This is a genomic window from Pseudomonas sp. WT-JTC, assembly GCF_056711565.1.
Window position 1 is genome coordinate 6,233,722 of record NZ_CM160042.1, and the last position, 15,640, is coordinate 6,249,361.

Here is a 15,640-nt window from a genome sequence, read left to right on the forward strand (position 1 = left end):
AACAAAGGTTATGGACTTGCCATGCGCCTTCGCCATATCGAGATTTTCCAGGCCATTCGCCAGACCGGCTCAATCAGCGCTGCCGCACAATTGCTGCACGTCTCGCAGCCGGCGGTGAGCAAGGTGTTGCAGCACGCCGAGCAGCAATTGGGCTTCCCGTTGTTCCTGCGGGTGCGCGGCAAGTTGCAGGCGACCCCGGAAGCGCTGGAGCTGGAGCGCGAAGTGGACAAGGTCAGCGAAAGCCTGCAAGGCGTGCGACGCCTGGCGCAGAGCCTGCGCCGCGAGCCTGGCCACAGCCTGCGCATCGGTGCCACTCCGGCGCTGGCACTGTCATTGCTGCCGCCGGCCATTCACGAATGGACCGGGCGTTACCCGGACATCGTTTGCGAACTCTCCAGCGCCCACAGTCGCGAACTGGTGCAGAATCTGTTGATGCGCGAAGTGGATGTCGCCCTGACCCTGCAACGCCCGGATCACCCGGGGCTCAAGGCCCAGGCGCTGGCGTCCGGCGTGCTGGTGGCACTGGCGCCGAGTGGTTACTGGCCTCAGGAAGATGCGGGCAAACCGTTGCCGCTGATGGCACTGGCGGACGCGCCGCTGATCGGTTTATCCAGCGCCGATCCGCTGGCCGCGCGGCTCGACAGTTACCTGGAAGCGGTCGAACCCCCGCCCCGGGTACACATCGCCGTGCAAACCTATTCCCTGGCACGGGCGATGGTGGAATCTGGCGCGGGCCTGGCGGTGATCGATCCGTTCACCGCCCTTGGCGCCTCTCCCGCCACCACAACGATTCGCCCCCTGGCACCGCCGCTACCCATCACCCTCTACGCGGTGACCCGCGCCGCTGAACCGCTGCCCCACACCTTGAACGACCTGTTGCAGGTATTCAGCCGTCGAGCCCGGGAGCAGCTGGATCGCCTGGTCCCGGTACAGCCTTAAAGCACATAAAAACAGATCGCCACAAAGTGCAGCAGGCTCCCGGCGATGACAAACAGATGCCAGATCCCGTGGGCATGCCGCAGCCGGTCGTCCAGGGCAAAAAAGATAATCCCCACCGTGTACAACACCCCACCTGATGCCAGCCACGCAAATCCGGCGCCGCCCAGCGCCGCGAGCAACGGCTTGACTGCCACCAACACAATCCAGCCCATCACCGCGTAAATCACGATCGACAGAATCCGCGCTTCCGAACGCGGCTTGATCTCCTGCAGGATGCCGATCAGCGCCAGCCCCCAGACAATCCCGAACAACGTCCAGCCCCACGGCCCGCGCAGGGTCACCAGGCAGAACGGCGTGTAGCTTCCGGCAATCAACAGATAGATCGAAAAGTGATCGACCTTCTGCATGATCGCTTTCTTGCGCCCGCGCACGCTGTGGTACACAGTCGATGCGCTGTAAAGCACCAGCAGGGTAAAGGCATAGATCGCCATGCTGACAATCTTCCACGGGTTGCCGTCGAGGCTGGCAAGCACAATCAGCCACACCCCTCCGACAAACGCCGCCACTGCCCCGACCAGATGCGTCCAGGCATTCAATCGTTCCCCGTGATACATGTGTTGCTCACCTCGAATCTCACTACCGCAACGCGCAAGGCTCAGGCCTGGAGCGTAAAAGCGCAATGTTTCTGTACGACGGGCCCGGCGTAATTGGGCACAATCGAGTCATTCCAAAAAGAGTCCGGCCCATGCTGATCGATGAAGAGTTGACCCTGAAAAAACTCGAGGTGTTCCTGGCCTTCATGCGCACCGGCAACCTGGCACGCGCCGCTGCCGAGCTGCAGACCAGCAATGTCAGCGTGCATCGGGCGATCCATTCCCTGGAAAGCGCCCTGCGCTGCCCGTTGTTCAAGCACGAAGGGCGCAGCCTGACGCCACTGGAAAGTGCCTATGTGCTGGAAGAACGGGCGCAGAAGCTGATTCAGGATGTCGTCGAAACTGTGCGCCTGACCCGCGAGGCCGCCGGGTTCTCGGCCGAACGCTTCAAACTGGGCTCGCTGTATTCACTGACGGTGAAGACCGTGCCGCAGCTGATCATGGGTTTGAAGATCCGCCGCAGCGAGCTCAACATCGACCTGATCCTGGGCTCCAACATCGACCTGCTCTACAAGCTCAAGAACATGGAAGTCGATGCGGCCCTGGTGTCACTGGACGACAGCGTCAACGATCCGGATTGCGAGCACATCCCGCTGTTCTCCGACGATATCTTCCTCGCCACGCCCGCCGACTCCAGGTTTGCCCAGCGCACCGAAGTCGACCTGGCCGAGGTCCGCGACGAAACCTTCATCACCCTGACCCAGGGCTTCGCCACCCACCAGGACGGCAAGCGGGTATTCGAGCAGGCAGGGTTCGAGCCGAAGGTGGCGATGCAGGTCAACGACATCTTCACCCTGCTGAGCATGGTCAGTTCAGGCGTAGGTTATGCGTTGCTGCCGGGGCGGATTGCCGCGGTGTACGAGAACCGGGTGAAACTGATCCCGTTGCAGGAAAAGTACCGCTTGCAGCAGCACATTGGCGTGGTGTTCCTGAAGGCCAAGGAGCGGGATCCGAACCTGCTGGCGTTGCTGGCGGAGTGTCGGATGTATGCCAATCGGCAGGTTTGAAACCGTGGCGCCTTCATCGCGGGCAAGCCACGCTCCCACAGGAATTGCGCTGTCCCTGTGGGAGCGGCGGTGCGACGATTCGACTTGCCCGCGATGACGCCGGAACATTCAATGATGAAGTAGCGGACTAACCCACAATCCCGCGAACAATGAAGTACAACAGCGAAGGCCCCAGCAAGCAGCCCAACCCGGTGTGGAACGTCGCAGTCAACGCGCCATAAGGCACCAGCCGCCGATCCGTCGCCGCCAACCCGGCAGTCACGCCACTGACAGTCCCGGCCAGCCCACCGAACACCATCGCCGAGCGCGGGTTATCCAGGCCCATCCAGCGCGCTGAATCCATATTATTGGTCACTGCACAGCAATGAAAAAAAAAACCTCAACTTCAAAACGACCCACAAACTAATTTAACGCGCTGTTTTCTAGACATAAAGTCGAGAAGTTGATTTACGCATCGCATCAAAGCGGCAGACCCAAAAATCTATATTCACCACTTACTTGTAGGATAATTCCCTTAAAGTAGGATACGACCTACAAAGCCACAAGCATCCTAGGAAATTTCGGAAGTTTTAATTTTTATTTGACTGCAATCTGATTCGATACTTATATGAAACCGTCACAGATAGCTATCCATCAGTGGCAGGAGGTTAGACACTCAACTGTGCACAGCTATATATCTGCCGAGTTCTAACTTCAACGTTGTCAAACCGGAGATATCCTGTGACTTAGCTGTCACATTTCAGAAGGAGAAAGGTATGAATGACGAAATAATTTATGATGAAAACAACTTAGATGATTTAGCCTCCGATGTTGAGGTTATGACTCCTGTTCCAGATGGAACGTATGACATGGTTGCTGGAAAAACAGCGCCAGAGTTCTGATGAAATAACCAGGGCATCGTTTAACGATGCCCACTTCTAAAATCCAAGGCTGCCAACACATGAGAGCTACAATCAATGAAGGTGTTCTATGCTTAACAGAACTCGGATATTGTTTTTTCCACAATGGCACACACCTCCTGAAAATTCCGAAAAAAAAGTTTATTGAAGCAATGGATTCCCATGAAAAATCCTTGGCGCTAACAGAGCGGTATCCAGCTTTTTTCAATATGTCTGAGGCCAAAGAGGCAAGGAGTGCGTATGAACGAAGCGTGCTGGAATTCACTAAACAATGACAGTGACATTTATGATTCTACTCGACTAGCGTTAGTTTCGCTGCCATACGGCGAAGGTCCGCAAAAAGTAATGCCTCTGGGACTGCAGAACATATCAGCCTACGTAAAAAAACATGTAGCACATGTAAATTGCAAAATATTTGATTATTCTGACTTATATACCTCAGACACTCACGAGTTAAAAGACTTGATAGACTGGCAACCTGCCCTGGTAGGAATATCTATTTACAGCAGCCATGTTCAAGCAGCGATCGCCTGGGGGAAATTAATTAAAAACGCACTACCTGAGGCAGTATTATTTTGCGGCGGCCCGCATATAAGCCTTGCAGCGAAAGATTTTTTACGTGTATCAAATGGTATTTTTGAACTGGCACTTTATGGTGAAGGAGAACACTCAACAGCCACACTACTAAAGTTATTCAATAAATCGCGCGAGGAAGCCCCACCCTCTCAGCCCACAGAGAACACCAATAAAAACTTTACACCAAAACAAATATTTATAGATAACCACTTACAATACATACCAAATGCAGCTTGGATCTCCGCAACCGGGAAAACGTACGAAACATATAAACAGAAGATACAATTACCCGCAACCGAGTGGGAAAATCCATTATTGGAATATTGTTCCGAGCGTTTACAAAACCTCTATTTCACGGACAGGCGAGATGGTAAGAAAAGAAGATCAATAGCTCTCACCAGTAGCCGTGGCTGCCCTTTAGCGTGCTCATTCTGCGCTATCGTTGCGGCAGATAAAGATGGTCCTAAGTGGCGTGCTGTCGACGCAACCACTCTTGTCAATTGGATTGTAGAGGCTCACAAACAATACTCTTTTGAACATATTTACATGATGGACGCTAATTTTTTTGTACGAAAAGACAGAGTACTGGAGTTCTCTGAAAAACTATACAAGCTGTTCGGTGGCGAGGTTACATGGAGCAGTTCTTCTACAGTAGGATACCTGCTTAAGTTACGCACAGAATTGCCAAAATTAGTTACGCAAGGATTAAGACTGGTCGAAATGGGTATTGAGTCTGGCTCGCAAACTCAGCTCGATTACATGAACAAGAGAGTCACAGTAAAGAATAATATAGACGCAATTAGGGCCTTACAGATCAATGGCATTGACGTCGGCCTCGACTTTATCATGTTCTATCATGACCAACAAAAAAGAGAAATTATAGAAAATCTAAGTTTTCTGCTCAACTCTGGAATGACTGAACATGAATCCTTTGATCATTATTTCAATATCATGATGATATATCCAGGAACGCCTGTTAGAGATAATCTTGAAAGGAAAATGGGCATTAAGTTCAACTTGATCGACTTACCTAACAGCAGACAGCTTATAGAGAATCAAGAGGTGAAGGAAATCTACGACGCCTATATAGATTATTTTGCAAAACCTCTCCTAAACTCTCTAGAGAACGCAATTTCTATAAATATAGAAAAAATCTCACAAAGCACCTCGCCACGAGAAATTGCGCACCTATCCTTGCTAAATATTTACCTAAGACATATGCCATTCAAAATTCTGTGGGGGCTCTGTCAGCGGACGGGGGAGCGAACGGCGATATTTACAGGAAAAGAGTTCCTAACATATACCTCTATCTTAAAAAAAACCTTGCACGGCAAAGAACCAAATAACTCGCCGAAACGAGTCGCTTTAGAAACCTTTACGCTTGGTGTTGGCGGTAGAAAAGGTGAATTAATCGGAAAGTCTGCATAACTATCGTTCGAGCAGGTAAATTTTATGGACATCAATTCGATAAGTCTAGGTGTGAGTGGCGATATAAATAAGCTAAAACAATTTATTTATTTACATACAAGCACCAATAGCGTTTACCGTGGTGCCCCGATCAAGCACTTCAGCCTGGGCGTGCGCCCCTGGGATAGGTTGGAGAACTCAATTATTGATTTTTGTGCAACTGCTGACTTCACTATTTCCGTACACCCAGTAGATATAAACTTCTCTGGCGTGATCGACATGGCAGAGTTAGCAAATCTGAAAAAAATAGTTGATACTCTCCCGGTAAGTTACATCGAAGAAGACATAGGCATATGGAGAAATGGCAATCTTTTTCTAGGCGCCCATCAGACCAATCCACCTTTAAACAAAAAATCATTACAAACAACAATAATTAACGCCAAAATGGTAAAGCATTTTCTTGAGTTACCCATACTTTTAGAGAATCCTCCCGTATACAGCGAGTTCGGAAGCATACCGTTTTGGGACTTCTATTTAGAGCTATGCATTCAGTCTGGTTGCTCCATGGCCTTTGACATAGGACATTACTTGGGCTATTGCAAAAGCAAAGATCTTGCTTTCGCTATACCTGACGCCAAACATGAAATATGGTGCCTCATCAAGACGTTACATATTTCAGGAATAAAATCCTGGATGTGGAATGGTATTCCCGTGTGGCTCGACCAACACTCAGACCCCTTCAATATTGAACTGATGGAAGCTTTCAAGCCAACCATCTCCCAGGCATACAATACGGAAAATATTTTGCTAGAAATGGAGGGATCATCCATTGAAGTTGAGCGAAGCAACATTGATCTCGTAAAAAAATCGCTCGCAGAGGTATCAGAAAATGATAATAAAAAACACTGATACTATCGACTTGATTTTCACTGAAATATATAAATCTAAAAATATTCTCAGTTCCCCAACCACTGCATGCGATAAACATTTCACATTTGAATGCGTTAGACGATACCTAGACATATCTCGGCATTTAAATAGAAGATGGCCTTATACGATTAGATACCTACAATCAATCTATGGAGATGACATATTAACTAACGTATTTGAACAAATTGATACGACCGGGAGCACCTACAGAAACCTCAATGATGCAGCCTGTGGTATTTTTTTTAACAATACCGCTAAAAACTCAAATATTGATTTCGAGTTATTACTTTACGAAGACTTTAGAAATGGAAAAGCTAGAAGTTCAGCATACACCACTAAGCAACCTTTAGAGAGATCCACACTAATCCCTTACGATCTTGATTCAATATATACGACACTGATGTTTTACGGTCGCGCCTACGCGCCGTCCGCTCTATATGTAAACCTTATTCTAGAGCCCGGTAAAACTTATAGAGTAAACGAATGAAAAGTGCACACACACTAATCGCGAGAGCAGATGCCTTGTATGGTGGCGTTGCAATGGGAGCAACAATTCTCGAACTAGCCTTAATTGCAAGCAATCCAAATTTAGGCCAGTTTTCGTTGGAATTCTCGCTTGCAACGCAGTTAATCATTTCCTTGATTGTGGAATTTTACATTGGACACTACTTTGTATGTAGACTAGGCATTGCCAATACCACCATCTATGGCTTTATATTCAAACTGGCATGCGCTATTTTCCTGACATTGGGATTTTGGGCAGCATTGCTTGAATATTGGTACACAGGCTGGAGCTTAATTCTAATTGCTTTCGTATGCGACTCAGCAGGAACAGGCTGTTTAAAAGCATCTTTCCGGCCAGCTTATAATGCCTTACATATAAAAATGACTGGCCAGACCGCTGATTACATCAAAGCATTCAATCATCTTCTATACATTCGAATTGGAACTCCTTTTACTTTATTACTGACGGCCTCCCTTGTAATAAATTTCACCTCATATTTATATGCCACAACAGCAATAATGTCGATGCTGCTATTACTCAGATCAGCGCAAATATACATATCAAACAGTGATCTACGACCCGCCGACACAAGCAGAACCACTTTAATACATTCAAGCCGGCATGCATATTTTAAGCATTTCACTGTTGCCGCGAAATATCCAGTGCAAATAACTGGCTATGTTGCGGGAAACGTATTTGAATCTTTGGTATTTATGTACGCAATAGGTTTGCTCTATCGGCATAGCAACCTCTTGGGCTTAGCCCAGCAATTTTCTTGGTTAGGAAGCTCAGCGATTGCGTACATGGTCTTTTTGTCATCTACCGTATTAGGGAGGCTTGTGACATCCAGACTTATCATCAGCAAATCCAGCACCACACTCGCAACTTCCTGTTTGATTGCGACTGTTATCACATCTCTACTGCTGGTACTAACCAACAAGGACATTACGTTCTTTTTATCGCTAGCTTTTTTTTGTCTATTAGGCGTGGTGATCGGAACAATATTTACCCGACTAACATCAAATGAAGTTTTCCATAACGCAAACGATAGCGATGCAGTATCTTTTTTTCTTGTCAGCGAACTTGCCACAACATTAACCATCATACTGATCATCACTGCGAGCAGTTTTATTTTTAATCCTGAGAGGATAATTGAGGGCCTAAGTTATGGCCTAGTTGCACTTATGATGGCATATTACCTAACCACAACTCTTATCCGAGCCACAACAAAAACCTCCAAATGACATCAAACAAACATTTCACTTCCACATAAAATTTCAGCCACGCCAATTTGAGCCGCCTCCAACTTTGTGAAGGTTATATTTGTATAACTCCACATTTCACCGAGCAGCTCATGAAACTCGGTAAATGTGGAGGCGACCATTAGCAAATTCGGAGAATCTACCCAACAATCCCGCGAACAATGAAGTACAACAGTGAAGGCCCCAGCAAGCAGCCCAACCCGGTGTGGAATGTCGCGGTCAAAGCCCCATAAGGCACCAACCGCCGATCCGTCGCCGCCAAACCGGCGGTCACGCCACTGACCGTCCCGGCCAGCCCACCGAACACCATCGCCGAGCGCGGGTTATCCAGGCCCATCCAGCGCGCCGCCATCGGCGTACCGACCATCACCAGAATCGCCTTGATCAGGCCGGAGGCAATCGACAGCGCCACGATATCGGAACTGGCACCAATGGCCGCTCCGGTGACCGGCCCGACAATGTAAGTCACCGCTCCGGCGCCAATAGTGGTCATGCTCACCGCATCGCGGTAGCCGAATGCCCAGGCCATGCACGCGCCGACAATAAATGGCAGCACCGTGCCCAGCAGTAGCGCGATCACGCCGATCAAGCCGGCTTTTTTCGCTTCAGTGGCCTGCACCTCGAATGCCGTGGCGACGATGGCGAAGTCCCGCAGCATGGCACCGCCCATCAACCCGATGCCGGAAAACAGCGTCAAGTCCGCCAGGCCTTTTTGCCCACCGGTCATTGTGCCCCCGACCCAGGCGAGCACCAGGCCGATGACGATGGCAATCGCCGAGCCGTGGATACGCCCGAAGGTCAGGCGCTTGGAGATCACCACTGACACCCACATGATCACGCCAACGAAAGCGAAAGCAGTGACCAGGCCGTTGTGTTCAAGGCCGTTCTTGATGAGATCCCACATATCAGCGACCTCCTGCCGGTGCGCCAACAGCCGTTACATCCGCCGGTTCATCGGGCAAGGGTTCGCCTTTGTGGGTCCGGCTGATCAGGGCAATGGTGCAACCGCAGACCACCACCGAACCGATCGCCGCCAGCACCGCCACCGGACCACCGTGCAGCGCCGTGACCACGTTTTGTTGCGCCGCCATCGCCACCACCACCGGGATGTACATGGCACCCCAGAAACCGACGCCCAGCTCGCAATCCCTGGTCATGCCGCCACGCTTTTGCATCCACAACCGTGCGCAAATCAGCAGGATCATCGCGATCCCGACACCGCCGACGTTTGACTTCACGCCCAGCAGCACACCGAGCATGTCCCCCATGATCACCCCTGCCAGCGTACAGATCGCCAACAGCGCCACACCGTAAATAATCATTGTTGTAGTCCTCAAAGTGCATTTCGAATGTTGTTTTTGTTGTTCGAAGCCTGAGTCGGCGATTTAAGAGTGACGGCTTCCCTCCTCACGCATCAGCGCCTGAAGCGTATCGAGCCGCGCACCGTCGAAGGCAATCACGGTGCCCTGCTCGAACACCCGGCGCGCCAGCCCGGTCAACACCGCACCAGGCGGCAGTTCGATCTGTAGGCGTACGCCGCGCTCGTAAGCGCTTTGTACCGTGCCCCGCCAATCAACGATGCGACACATGTTGAAGGCCAGGTCGTCACGCAAGGCTTCGGGCTTGATCAGCGGACGCGCACGGCTGCCGCTCAGATAACCGATTTTCGGTGTATTCAGTGACACGTTGGCGAAGGCGTCGGCCAGTCGTTGCGCGGGGGCCTCAAGCAATGGGCAATGTGACGGCACGCTCACTGCCAGACGCTTGGCCAAGCCGGCTCCACAACCTTTCGCCAACTCGGCCACCGCCTTCATCGCCGCGTCGCTACCGGCAATCACCACCTGGTTATCGGCGTTGATGTTGGCCAGATAAACCGGCATTTCTGCGCTGTGCACCCGGGCCAGTAATCCTTCCACCGTGGCCAGGTCCAGGCCGATGATGGCGGTCATGCCGTAGCCCTGTGGATAAGCCTGTTGCATCAGCTCACCGCGCAGGCTGACCAGATGCAGCGCATCACTGAAACTCAGGGCACCGGCCACCACTGCAGCCGGGTAGGCACCGATCGACAAGCCAGCGACGTAATCCGGAGTCATGCCCAACTGGCGTGAAGCGGCGACGCCGGCGATCAGCAGGCAAAGCTGAACCGCCCTCGTCGACTGCAACGCCTCGGCAGAATCCAGCTGCGTCACTTCTTCACCGAGCAGGTCGCTCGCCTCGTTCAACGTTTCCCGAGGCAAACGCGCCAGCATGCCGGGTTGTTGCGCGCCCTGGCCAGGGAACACCAGCAAGCTGCTCACGCCGCTTGCTCCTGTGGATTCCACGGATCGCTGACCAGGCGGGCCTGAGTGGCACTTTTCAACAAGACCCGCGACGAAGCACCGGCCCACTCGCGCAGGGCGATGGCGCCCGACGGTGTCTGCAATTGCAGGTCAACGCGGCACACGGCCGTGTCCAGAATGACCACCAACGCCTGCGCGTCGACACGACTCAACGGACGTGGTGTACGCAGGATCAGATCGAGATCGCTGCCCTCGTGCAATGCGGCAAACCCGCTGGCCAACTCGAACCCGGCACTGCCACTGACACCCCAGGTCCAACCACTGTCATCGAGGTGCGGGCGCAGCTGCGCCAAGGCTCGCAACGCCGGGAAATCACGCTGGCCTTGCACATCGCACAGTTCTTCCGGTCGTACCCGTCGCGTGATGGCGGCAACTTCCATCTGCGCGGCAAATCGCTGTTCGCGCAACGGTCCACGCACGCCCACCGCCACCTGCCCCGCCGCGCTCAAGGCGCGACGGACCACCACCGGCTGGCCGGCACTGATCGACTCGATCACCCACACAGGCACATCCGCAGGCAACTGCTGCGGGGTCATGCCCCACAGCAGGTCGTGAGCCAGAAGCCCTTTCACCACTGCGCTCTCAGCAATTGGCGAACCTTGCTCGACGCCGCACGGTTGGCCGCACCAAGACGACCGCTGAGATCAGCGCCCTTCTCGGCGATATCACCCATCGCCTGACCCAGGCACTCGGCCACCCGCGCCAGATCCGCCGAAGTCGGCTGCTCGATCTGTTCCACCGACAAGGTTTCCCACAGCAGCCCGAGGCTGGCATAGCTGTCGATGTCATAGGCCATCGGCGGCACGCTGGCGGCGAAGGCTTCGAGTTCTTCAACGCTGCGCAAGGTCACCCGCGCTGCCGATGCCTTGCCCATCGCATGTACCATCACGCCCGGATCGCGCAGGGCGATCAAGCGATTGGCCTGATAGCCGTGGGCCAGAAACGCCCCCGACATTGCCTTGCCCACCAGCAAACCGATAACCGCATGACCGGCCAGACGGGCACGGGCATAACTGTCCGCCGCACCGGCCAGCGCCTGATGAATGCCAAGGGCTTCCTCGCGTCGACCGTAAGCCTGGCTCGGCACATCGACGATGGCGATCAGGGCGCGTTTCTGTGCCTTGTTCTGATCGGCAGCAATGACTTCATCCACGGCCTTGGCCAGGCCCCAGCCTTCGAGCAAACCCACTTCGCCGTTGCGTGCGCGGACGAAGCGGTTTTCGGGGTCAGCCACCACGGCGATGAAACGCACAGGCTGATCGCCCAGTACACCGTCCGCGACCTTCAGCGAAACAGGCAAGCCCTCGACCGGTTTCGCCCCGTCACTCAAGGCGTTGAACCAGTTCAAACCACGCAGGGAATACGAACTCATGGGCGTTCTCCTTGGTACAGATCGCGAACCACCGACGGCTCGATTTGCGGTTCGGCGTCCAGACGCGCCAGGCGCTGCAGGAACAACCCGGCCTGACGGCTGCGGGGTTGCGCCGGCAAACCTTGCTTGAGCCATTCACCGACCTGCTGGCGAATCTGCACCACGTCGTCAGCGACATAGCCGTCCGCCAGACCGCTGGCAAAGCGCTGCTCGCCACCGGTCAGGCTCCAGATGAAAGGCCGGTCGCGGGAGTCGTATTCCTCGAGTCCGGCTTCCTGCTCGATTACCTGCGGGCCGTTCAGGCCGAGCCGCGCTTCCTGGGTCACCAACAGGTAGCTGCATAACCCGGCGGCAATCGACATGCCGCCAAAGCACCCGACGCTGCCCGCCACGACACCGACCACGGGTTGGTACTGCTGCAAATCGACAATCGCGGCGTGGATGTCGGCAATCGCCGCCAGGCCGAGGTTGGCTTCCTGCAACCGCACGCCGCCGGTTTCCAGCAGCAGTACGGCGCGGGTCGGGATGCCGTTGCGGTTGTCTTCGGCGGCCAGTTCCAGTGCGCCAGCAATTTTTGCTCCGCCGACCTCACCGAGGCTGCCGCCCTGGAACGCACCTTCGATGGCCGCGACCACCACGGGCAGGCCAGCGAGACTGCCCTTGGCGATCACCACGCCGTCGTCGGCCTGCGGCACCACGCCCTGGCGCGACAGCCATGGCGACATGATGCGCTGGAACGGGTCGAGCAATTCGCGGAAGGTCCCGGCGTCGAGCAGGGCCTTGGCCCGTTGCCGGGCACCGAGTTCGACGAAGCTGTGCTTGTTCAGCAGGGATGCGCTGTCAGTCATGGCCGATCTCCTCGAAGCCCTGTTCCAGACGCAGGCGCACCACGCCCGGTGTCGCACCGAAATCATGGATGTCGATGGCCATCGCCGGCGGCGTCTGGCCGTCGAACATCCGTGCGAACAGATGCTGCCAGCGTTGTTCGCTGCCATTGACCGAGGTCTGCACGTTGATCGTCAGCTTGCCGGCCTGACCCGGTTCGATCAGCACTTCCAGATCGCCCGAGCCGACACAACCCACCAGCGTACGGCCGCGTGGTGGCTGCCCGGCGGGGAATTCAAAGGATAAAGTTTCCATCAAAACACTTCCCTTCTTGAATGGCAGAGGATGAGGCCGTCGTCCGACTCGATACGGTCGATGAACAGGCAGGCGGCGAGCAGGTCCGCAGCACCACCGGGCGAGGCATTCAACGCGATCAGTTGTTGGTCCAGTTCATACAGGCGGCGACGTCCGCCGAGGCTGGCACTGCCACCCGCATCGAGCACCGCCCGGGCGCCCCGCTGCATGGTGTGCAGCCCTTCTTCGCCGGCGCGGTAAAGCACGCAGGTGTCGGCCAGATTGGTCATGATCGCCAACAGCGCATCGAGCCGGGCATTTTGCTCGCCATGCCCTTCATCACGGCTGCGGCGCAGTTGCGGCAGCGCACGTTGGATCACCGCCGGGAAGCCCAGTTGCGCTTCTTCACGGGCACCCCGTGCACCGAAACGCTGGGCGACTTGAGCGCCGTGGCTCAGCGGGCGCGGCGCGTGACGGTCGTCGAGCAGCGCCAGGCGCGCGGCACGAATCGATACGCTGCTTGCAGCCGAGGACTTGGGGTCCAGCGCAACGGCCGTGACCAACAAGCCCAAGGCCCAGATCGCCCCTCGGTGGGTGTTCACGCCGCCGGTGGTGTCGAGCATCGCTTGCTCGCCCTCTCGACCGATGCGGCCAACGGCTTCGCGCAGCGGCAACCCGACTTCGCCGAACTCGATGGCTGCTTCAGCCATTTCCTTGAAGGCCGGCCACAAGGACAGCGCCGAAGCGTGCATCAGCCCCAGGTGCAAATCGGTGTGGGCGCCATTACCGCGACGGTCGACCAGTGCCGGTTTCGGCGACAGATCTGCCTCGTCGATCAGCGCGTCAACCGCGAGGTCCGCCAGCCGTTCGGCCAGGCTCAGGGCTTTGGTTTGCAGGTTAAGTGCGTGCATTACCAGCTCCTGAACTTGGCAGGCGGGTTGTAGAGGCCACCGGACCATTCCACCAGATCGGCCACGCTTTTCGCCGCGAGCAGTTCGCGAGTGGCGTCGGTGCGGCGGATGCCGAGGTCTTCGGGCAAGGCGATCAGGCCTTCACGGCGCATGCGTGCAGTATCCTTGGGGTTGTGACGCAGGCCGATGGCGGTCACCCCGGCGACGGCGGCGATCATCGCCTGGCGTTCTTCCAGCGAGCGCGCCTTGTACAGATAGGCGATGCCTTCTTCGGTCAGCAGGTGGGTGACGTCGTCGCCGTAGACCATGATCGGTGCCAGGGGCATGCCGCTTTTCTTCGCCACATCAACCGCATCGAGGGTTTCAACGAAGGTCGGCTTACCGCCCTCCTGAAAGGTCTCGACCATCTGCACCACGAGTTTTTTACCGCGCTCGAGCATCGGCTCGGCCACGTCGGTGTTGCGCATGTCGAGCCAGGCTGGCGTGCCGTGACGACGACCGCGCGGGTCGTGGCCCATGTTCGGCGCGCCGCCGAAACCGGCCAGGCGCCCACGGGTCACGGTGGAGGAATGACCATCGCCATCGACCTGCAAAGTTGCGCCAATGAACAGGTCCACGGCGTATTGCCCGGCCAGTTGGCTGAACATCCGATTGGAACGCAGGGAACCGTCGCGCCCGGTAAAGAACACATCCGGCCGCGCCGCAATGTAGTTCTCCATCCCAAGCTCGGTGCCGAAGCAATGCACGCTTTCGACCCAGCCGCTTTCAATCGCCGGAATCAGGGTCGGGTGCGGGTTGAGCGTCCAGTTGCGGCAGATCTTGCCCTTGAGGCCGAGGGATTCGCCGTAGGTCGGCAGGATCAGTTCAATGGCAGCGGTGTTGAAACCGATACCGTGGTTGAGGGACTGCACATTGTGTTTTTCGTAGATGCCACGAATCGCCATCATCGCCATCAGCACGTGCACGGGCTTGATGTGCCGTGGATCGCGGGTGAACAGCGGTTCGATGTAGAACGGCTTGTCGGCCACCACCACGAAGTCGACCCAGGAGGCGGGAATGTCTACGCGCGGCAGGTCGCTGACGTCGTCCACCAACTGGTTGACCTGGACGATGACGATGCCGTCGCTGAAGGCCGCCGGTTCGATCAGCGCCGGGGTGTCTTCGGTGCTCGGCCCGGTGTAGATGTTGCCGGCGCGGTCGGCCATGAACCCGGCCGACAACACGACGTTGGGAATCAGGTCCACCACCAGCCGTGCGTAGAGTTCGATGTAGGTGTGGATCGCGCCGATTTCCAGCAGTCCGTCTTCGAGCAACTGGCTGATGCGCAGGCTTTGGGTGCCGGCAAAAGAGAAGTCGAGCTTGCGGGCGATGCCGCGTTCGAACAGGTCCAGGTGCTCGGCGCGGCCGACGCTGGGCATGATCATGTGCAAGTCATGCAGCTTCGCGGGGTCGGCCTTGGCCAGGGAACGCGAAAGGAAATCCGCCTGCTTCTGGTTGTTGCCTTCGAGCACCACACGGTCGCCGGGCAGGATCAACGCCTCCAGCGCCGCGACGATGTTGTCGGTGGGCAACACCACGCCGTCGGCAAGACCTCGCACCAGCTCGAGGCGTCGCTGCTTTTCGCTGCGCCGCCGCGTCCATCGCGAGTCGGGGGATATTGTTGTTGTCATGACCACTCCACGGGTTCGCTGTCGTGGGAGTCACCTTAGGAGTGTTGAGTG

The 15,640-nt window shown here is 55.5% G+C and carries 16 protein-coding genes and 1 pseudogene; 6 read left to right on the plus strand and 11 right to left on the minus strand.

Features of this window, described 5'->3' with window-relative positions:
• Positions 1-21: 21 nt before the first annotated feature.
• Complete coding sequence (locus AC06G5_RS28350) at positions 22-939, plus strand: LysR family transcriptional regulator (RefSeq protein ID WP_480458627.1); 918 nt, start codon at positions 22-24, stop codon at positions 937-939.
• Here AC06G5_RS28350 and trhA read toward each other — a convergent pair.
• Positions 936-1,553, minus strand: coding sequence for a PAQR family membrane homeostasis protein TrhA (gene trhA, locus AC06G5_RS28355; protein ID WP_413427645.1), 618 nt, complete (start codon positions 1,551-1,553; stop codon positions 936-938). The genes AC06G5_RS28350 and trhA overlap by 4 nt on opposite strands.
• Before the next feature lie 131 nt (positions 1,554-1,684).
• Between trhA and AC06G5_RS28360 the strand changes: the two genes are divergently transcribed.
• A complete protein-coding gene (locus AC06G5_RS28360; protein WP_413427646.1) occupies positions 1,685-2,599 on the plus strand; it encodes a LysR family transcriptional regulator in 915 nt (304 codons plus the stop codon).
• A 127-nt stretch (positions 2,600-2,726) separates the two neighbouring features.
• On the opposite strand, the pseudogene AC06G5_RS28365 reads toward AC06G5_RS28360, so the two are convergent.
• A pseudogene (locus tag AC06G5_RS28365) lies at positions 2,727-2,936 on the minus strand (malonate transporter subunit MadM); the annotation flags it as partial.
• Between the two features lie 418 nt (positions 2,937-3,354).
• On the opposite strand from AC06G5_RS28365, the gene AC06G5_RS28370 reads away from it, so the two are divergent.
• From AC06G5_RS28370 to AC06G5_RS28385, 4 genes are all read left to right on the plus strand, one after another.
• The gene (locus AC06G5_RS28370) at positions 3,355-3,480 is read left to right on the plus strand and encodes a hypothetical protein (RefSeq protein ID WP_413427647.1); all 126 of its coding nucleotides are present in this window, start codon (positions 3,355-3,357) and stop codon (positions 3,478-3,480) included.
• Positions 3,481-3,738: 258 nt separating this feature from the next.
• Positions 3,739-5,502 carry a B12-binding domain-containing radical SAM protein gene (locus tag AC06G5_RS28375; protein ID WP_413427648.1) on the plus strand — a complete coding sequence of 588 codons (1,764 nt, stop codon included), beginning with the start codon at positions 3,739-3,741 and terminating at the stop codon, positions 5,500-5,502.
• 24 nt (positions 5,503-5,526) lie between these two features.
• Positions 5,527-6,390 carry a multinuclear nonheme iron-dependent oxidase gene (locus tag AC06G5_RS28380; RefSeq protein WP_480458628.1) on the plus strand — a complete coding sequence of 288 codons (864 nt, stop codon included), beginning with the start codon at positions 5,527-5,529 and terminating at the stop codon, positions 6,388-6,390.
• A 504-nt stretch (positions 6,391-6,894) separates the two neighbouring features.
• Entirely contained in the window at positions 6,895-8,160 is a 1,266-nt protein-coding gene (locus AC06G5_RS28385) for a hypothetical protein (protein ID WP_413427650.1), read from the plus strand.
• 157 nt (positions 8,161-8,317) lie between these two features.
• Here the strand turns inward: AC06G5_RS28385 and madM are convergent, their stop codons facing one another.
• From madM to mdcA, 9 genes are all read right to left on the minus strand, one after another.
• Positions 8,318-9,082, minus strand: a complete 765-nt coding sequence (gene madM / locus AC06G5_RS28390) for a malonate transporter subunit MadM (protein WP_480458629.1) — start codon at positions 9,080-9,082, stop codon at positions 8,318-8,320.
• A gap of 1 nt (position 9,083) precedes the next feature.
• Positions 9,084-9,500, minus strand: coding sequence for a malonate transporter subunit MadL (gene madL, locus AC06G5_RS28395; RefSeq protein WP_008019933.1), 417 nt, complete (start codon positions 9,498-9,500; stop codon positions 9,084-9,086).
• A 63-nt stretch (positions 9,501-9,563) separates the two neighbouring features.
• Positions 9,564-10,475: a malonate decarboxylase subunit epsilon gene (gene mdcH, locus AC06G5_RS28400; protein WP_413427651.1), complete on the minus strand. Its 912-nt coding sequence runs from the start codon at positions 10,473-10,475 to the stop codon at positions 9,564-9,566.
• Positions 10,472-11,092 (minus strand): malonate decarboxylase holo-ACP synthase, encoded by a 621-nt coding sequence (locus AC06G5_RS28405; RefSeq protein WP_413703882.1) that lies wholly within the window; start codon positions 11,090-11,092, stop codon positions 10,472-10,474. Before AC06G5_RS28405 ends, mdcH begins: the two co-directional genes overlap by 4 nt.
• Complete coding sequence (mdcE, locus tag AC06G5_RS28410) at positions 11,086-11,889, minus strand: biotin-independent malonate decarboxylase subunit gamma (RefSeq protein ID WP_413427653.1); 804 nt, start codon at positions 11,887-11,889, stop codon at positions 11,086-11,088. Before mdcE ends, AC06G5_RS28405 begins: the two co-directional genes overlap by 7 nt.
• The gene (locus AC06G5_RS28415; protein WP_413427654.1) at positions 11,886-12,737 is read right to left on the minus strand and encodes a biotin-independent malonate decarboxylase subunit beta; all 852 of its coding nucleotides are present in this window, start codon (positions 12,735-12,737) and stop codon (positions 11,886-11,888) included. The genes mdcE and AC06G5_RS28415 overlap by 4 nt, the downstream gene beginning before the upstream one ends.
• Complete coding sequence (locus tag AC06G5_RS28420) at positions 12,730-13,029, minus strand: malonate decarboxylase subunit delta (protein ID WP_008001147.1); 300 nt, start codon at positions 13,027-13,029, stop codon at positions 12,730-12,732. Before AC06G5_RS28420 ends, AC06G5_RS28415 begins: the two co-directional genes overlap by 8 nt.
• Positions 13,029-13,919 (minus strand): triphosphoribosyl-dephospho-CoA synthase, encoded by an 891-nt coding sequence (locus AC06G5_RS28425; protein ID WP_413427655.1) that lies wholly within the window; start codon positions 13,917-13,919, stop codon positions 13,029-13,031. The genes AC06G5_RS28420 and AC06G5_RS28425 overlap by 1 nt, the downstream gene beginning before the upstream one ends.
• Entirely contained in the window at positions 13,919-15,589 is a 1,671-nt protein-coding gene (gene mdcA, locus AC06G5_RS28430; protein WP_007987781.1) for a malonate decarboxylase subunit alpha, read from the minus strand. Before mdcA ends, AC06G5_RS28425 begins: the two co-directional genes overlap by 1 nt.
• Between the last annotated feature and the right edge of the window lie 51 nt (positions 15,590-15,640).

Bases quoted from the DNA above. Each gene is read 5' to 3' on its own strand.
- AC06G5_RS28350 (WP_480458627.1), top strand. From the start codon at position 22: ATGCGCCTTCGCCATATCGAGATTTTCCAGGCCATTCGCCAGACCGGC.
- trhA (WP_413427645.1), bottom strand. From the start codon at position 1,553: ATGTATCACGGGGAACGATTGAATGCCTGGACGCATCTGGTCGGGGCA.
- AC06G5_RS28360 (WP_413427646.1), top strand. From the start codon at position 1,685: ATGCTGATCGATGAAGAGTTGACCCTGAAAAAACTCGAGGTGTTCCTG.
- AC06G5_RS28370 (WP_413427647.1), top strand. From the start codon at position 3,355: ATGAATGACGAAATAATTTATGATGAAAACAACTTAGATGATTTAGCC.
- AC06G5_RS28375 (WP_413427648.1), top strand. From the start codon at position 3,739: ATGAACGAAGCGTGCTGGAATTCACTAAACAATGACAGTGACATTTAT.
- AC06G5_RS28380 (WP_480458628.1), top strand. From the start codon at position 5,527: ATGGACATCAATTCGATAAGTCTAGGTGTGAGTGGCGATATAAATAAG.
- AC06G5_RS28385 (WP_413427650.1), top strand. From the start codon at position 6,895: ATGAAAAGTGCACACACACTAATCGCGAGAGCAGATGCCTTGTATGGT.
- madM (WP_480458629.1), bottom strand. From the start codon at position 9,082: ATGTGGGATCTCATCAAGAACGGCCTTGAACACAACGGCCTGGTCACT.
- madL (WP_008019933.1), bottom strand. From the start codon at position 9,500: ATGATTATTTACGGTGTGGCGCTGTTGGCGATCTGTACGCTGGCAGGG.
- mdcE (WP_413427653.1), bottom strand. From the start codon at position 11,889: ATGAGTTCGTATTCCCTGCGTGGTTTGAACTGGTTCAACGCCTTGAGT.
- AC06G5_RS28415 (WP_413427654.1), bottom strand. From the start codon at position 12,737: ATGACTGACAGCGCATCCCTGCTGAACAAGCACAGCTTCGTCGAACTC.
- AC06G5_RS28420 (WP_008001147.1), bottom strand. From the start codon at position 13,029: ATGGAAACTTTATCCTTTGAATTCCCCGCCGGGCAGCCACCACGCGGC.
- AC06G5_RS28425 (WP_413427655.1), bottom strand. From the start codon at position 13,919: ATGCACGCACTTAACCTGCAAACCAAAGCCCTGAGCCTGGCCGAACGG.
- mdcA (WP_007987781.1), bottom strand. From the start codon at position 15,589: ATGACAACAACAATATCCCCCGACTCGCGATGGACGCGGCGGCGCAGC.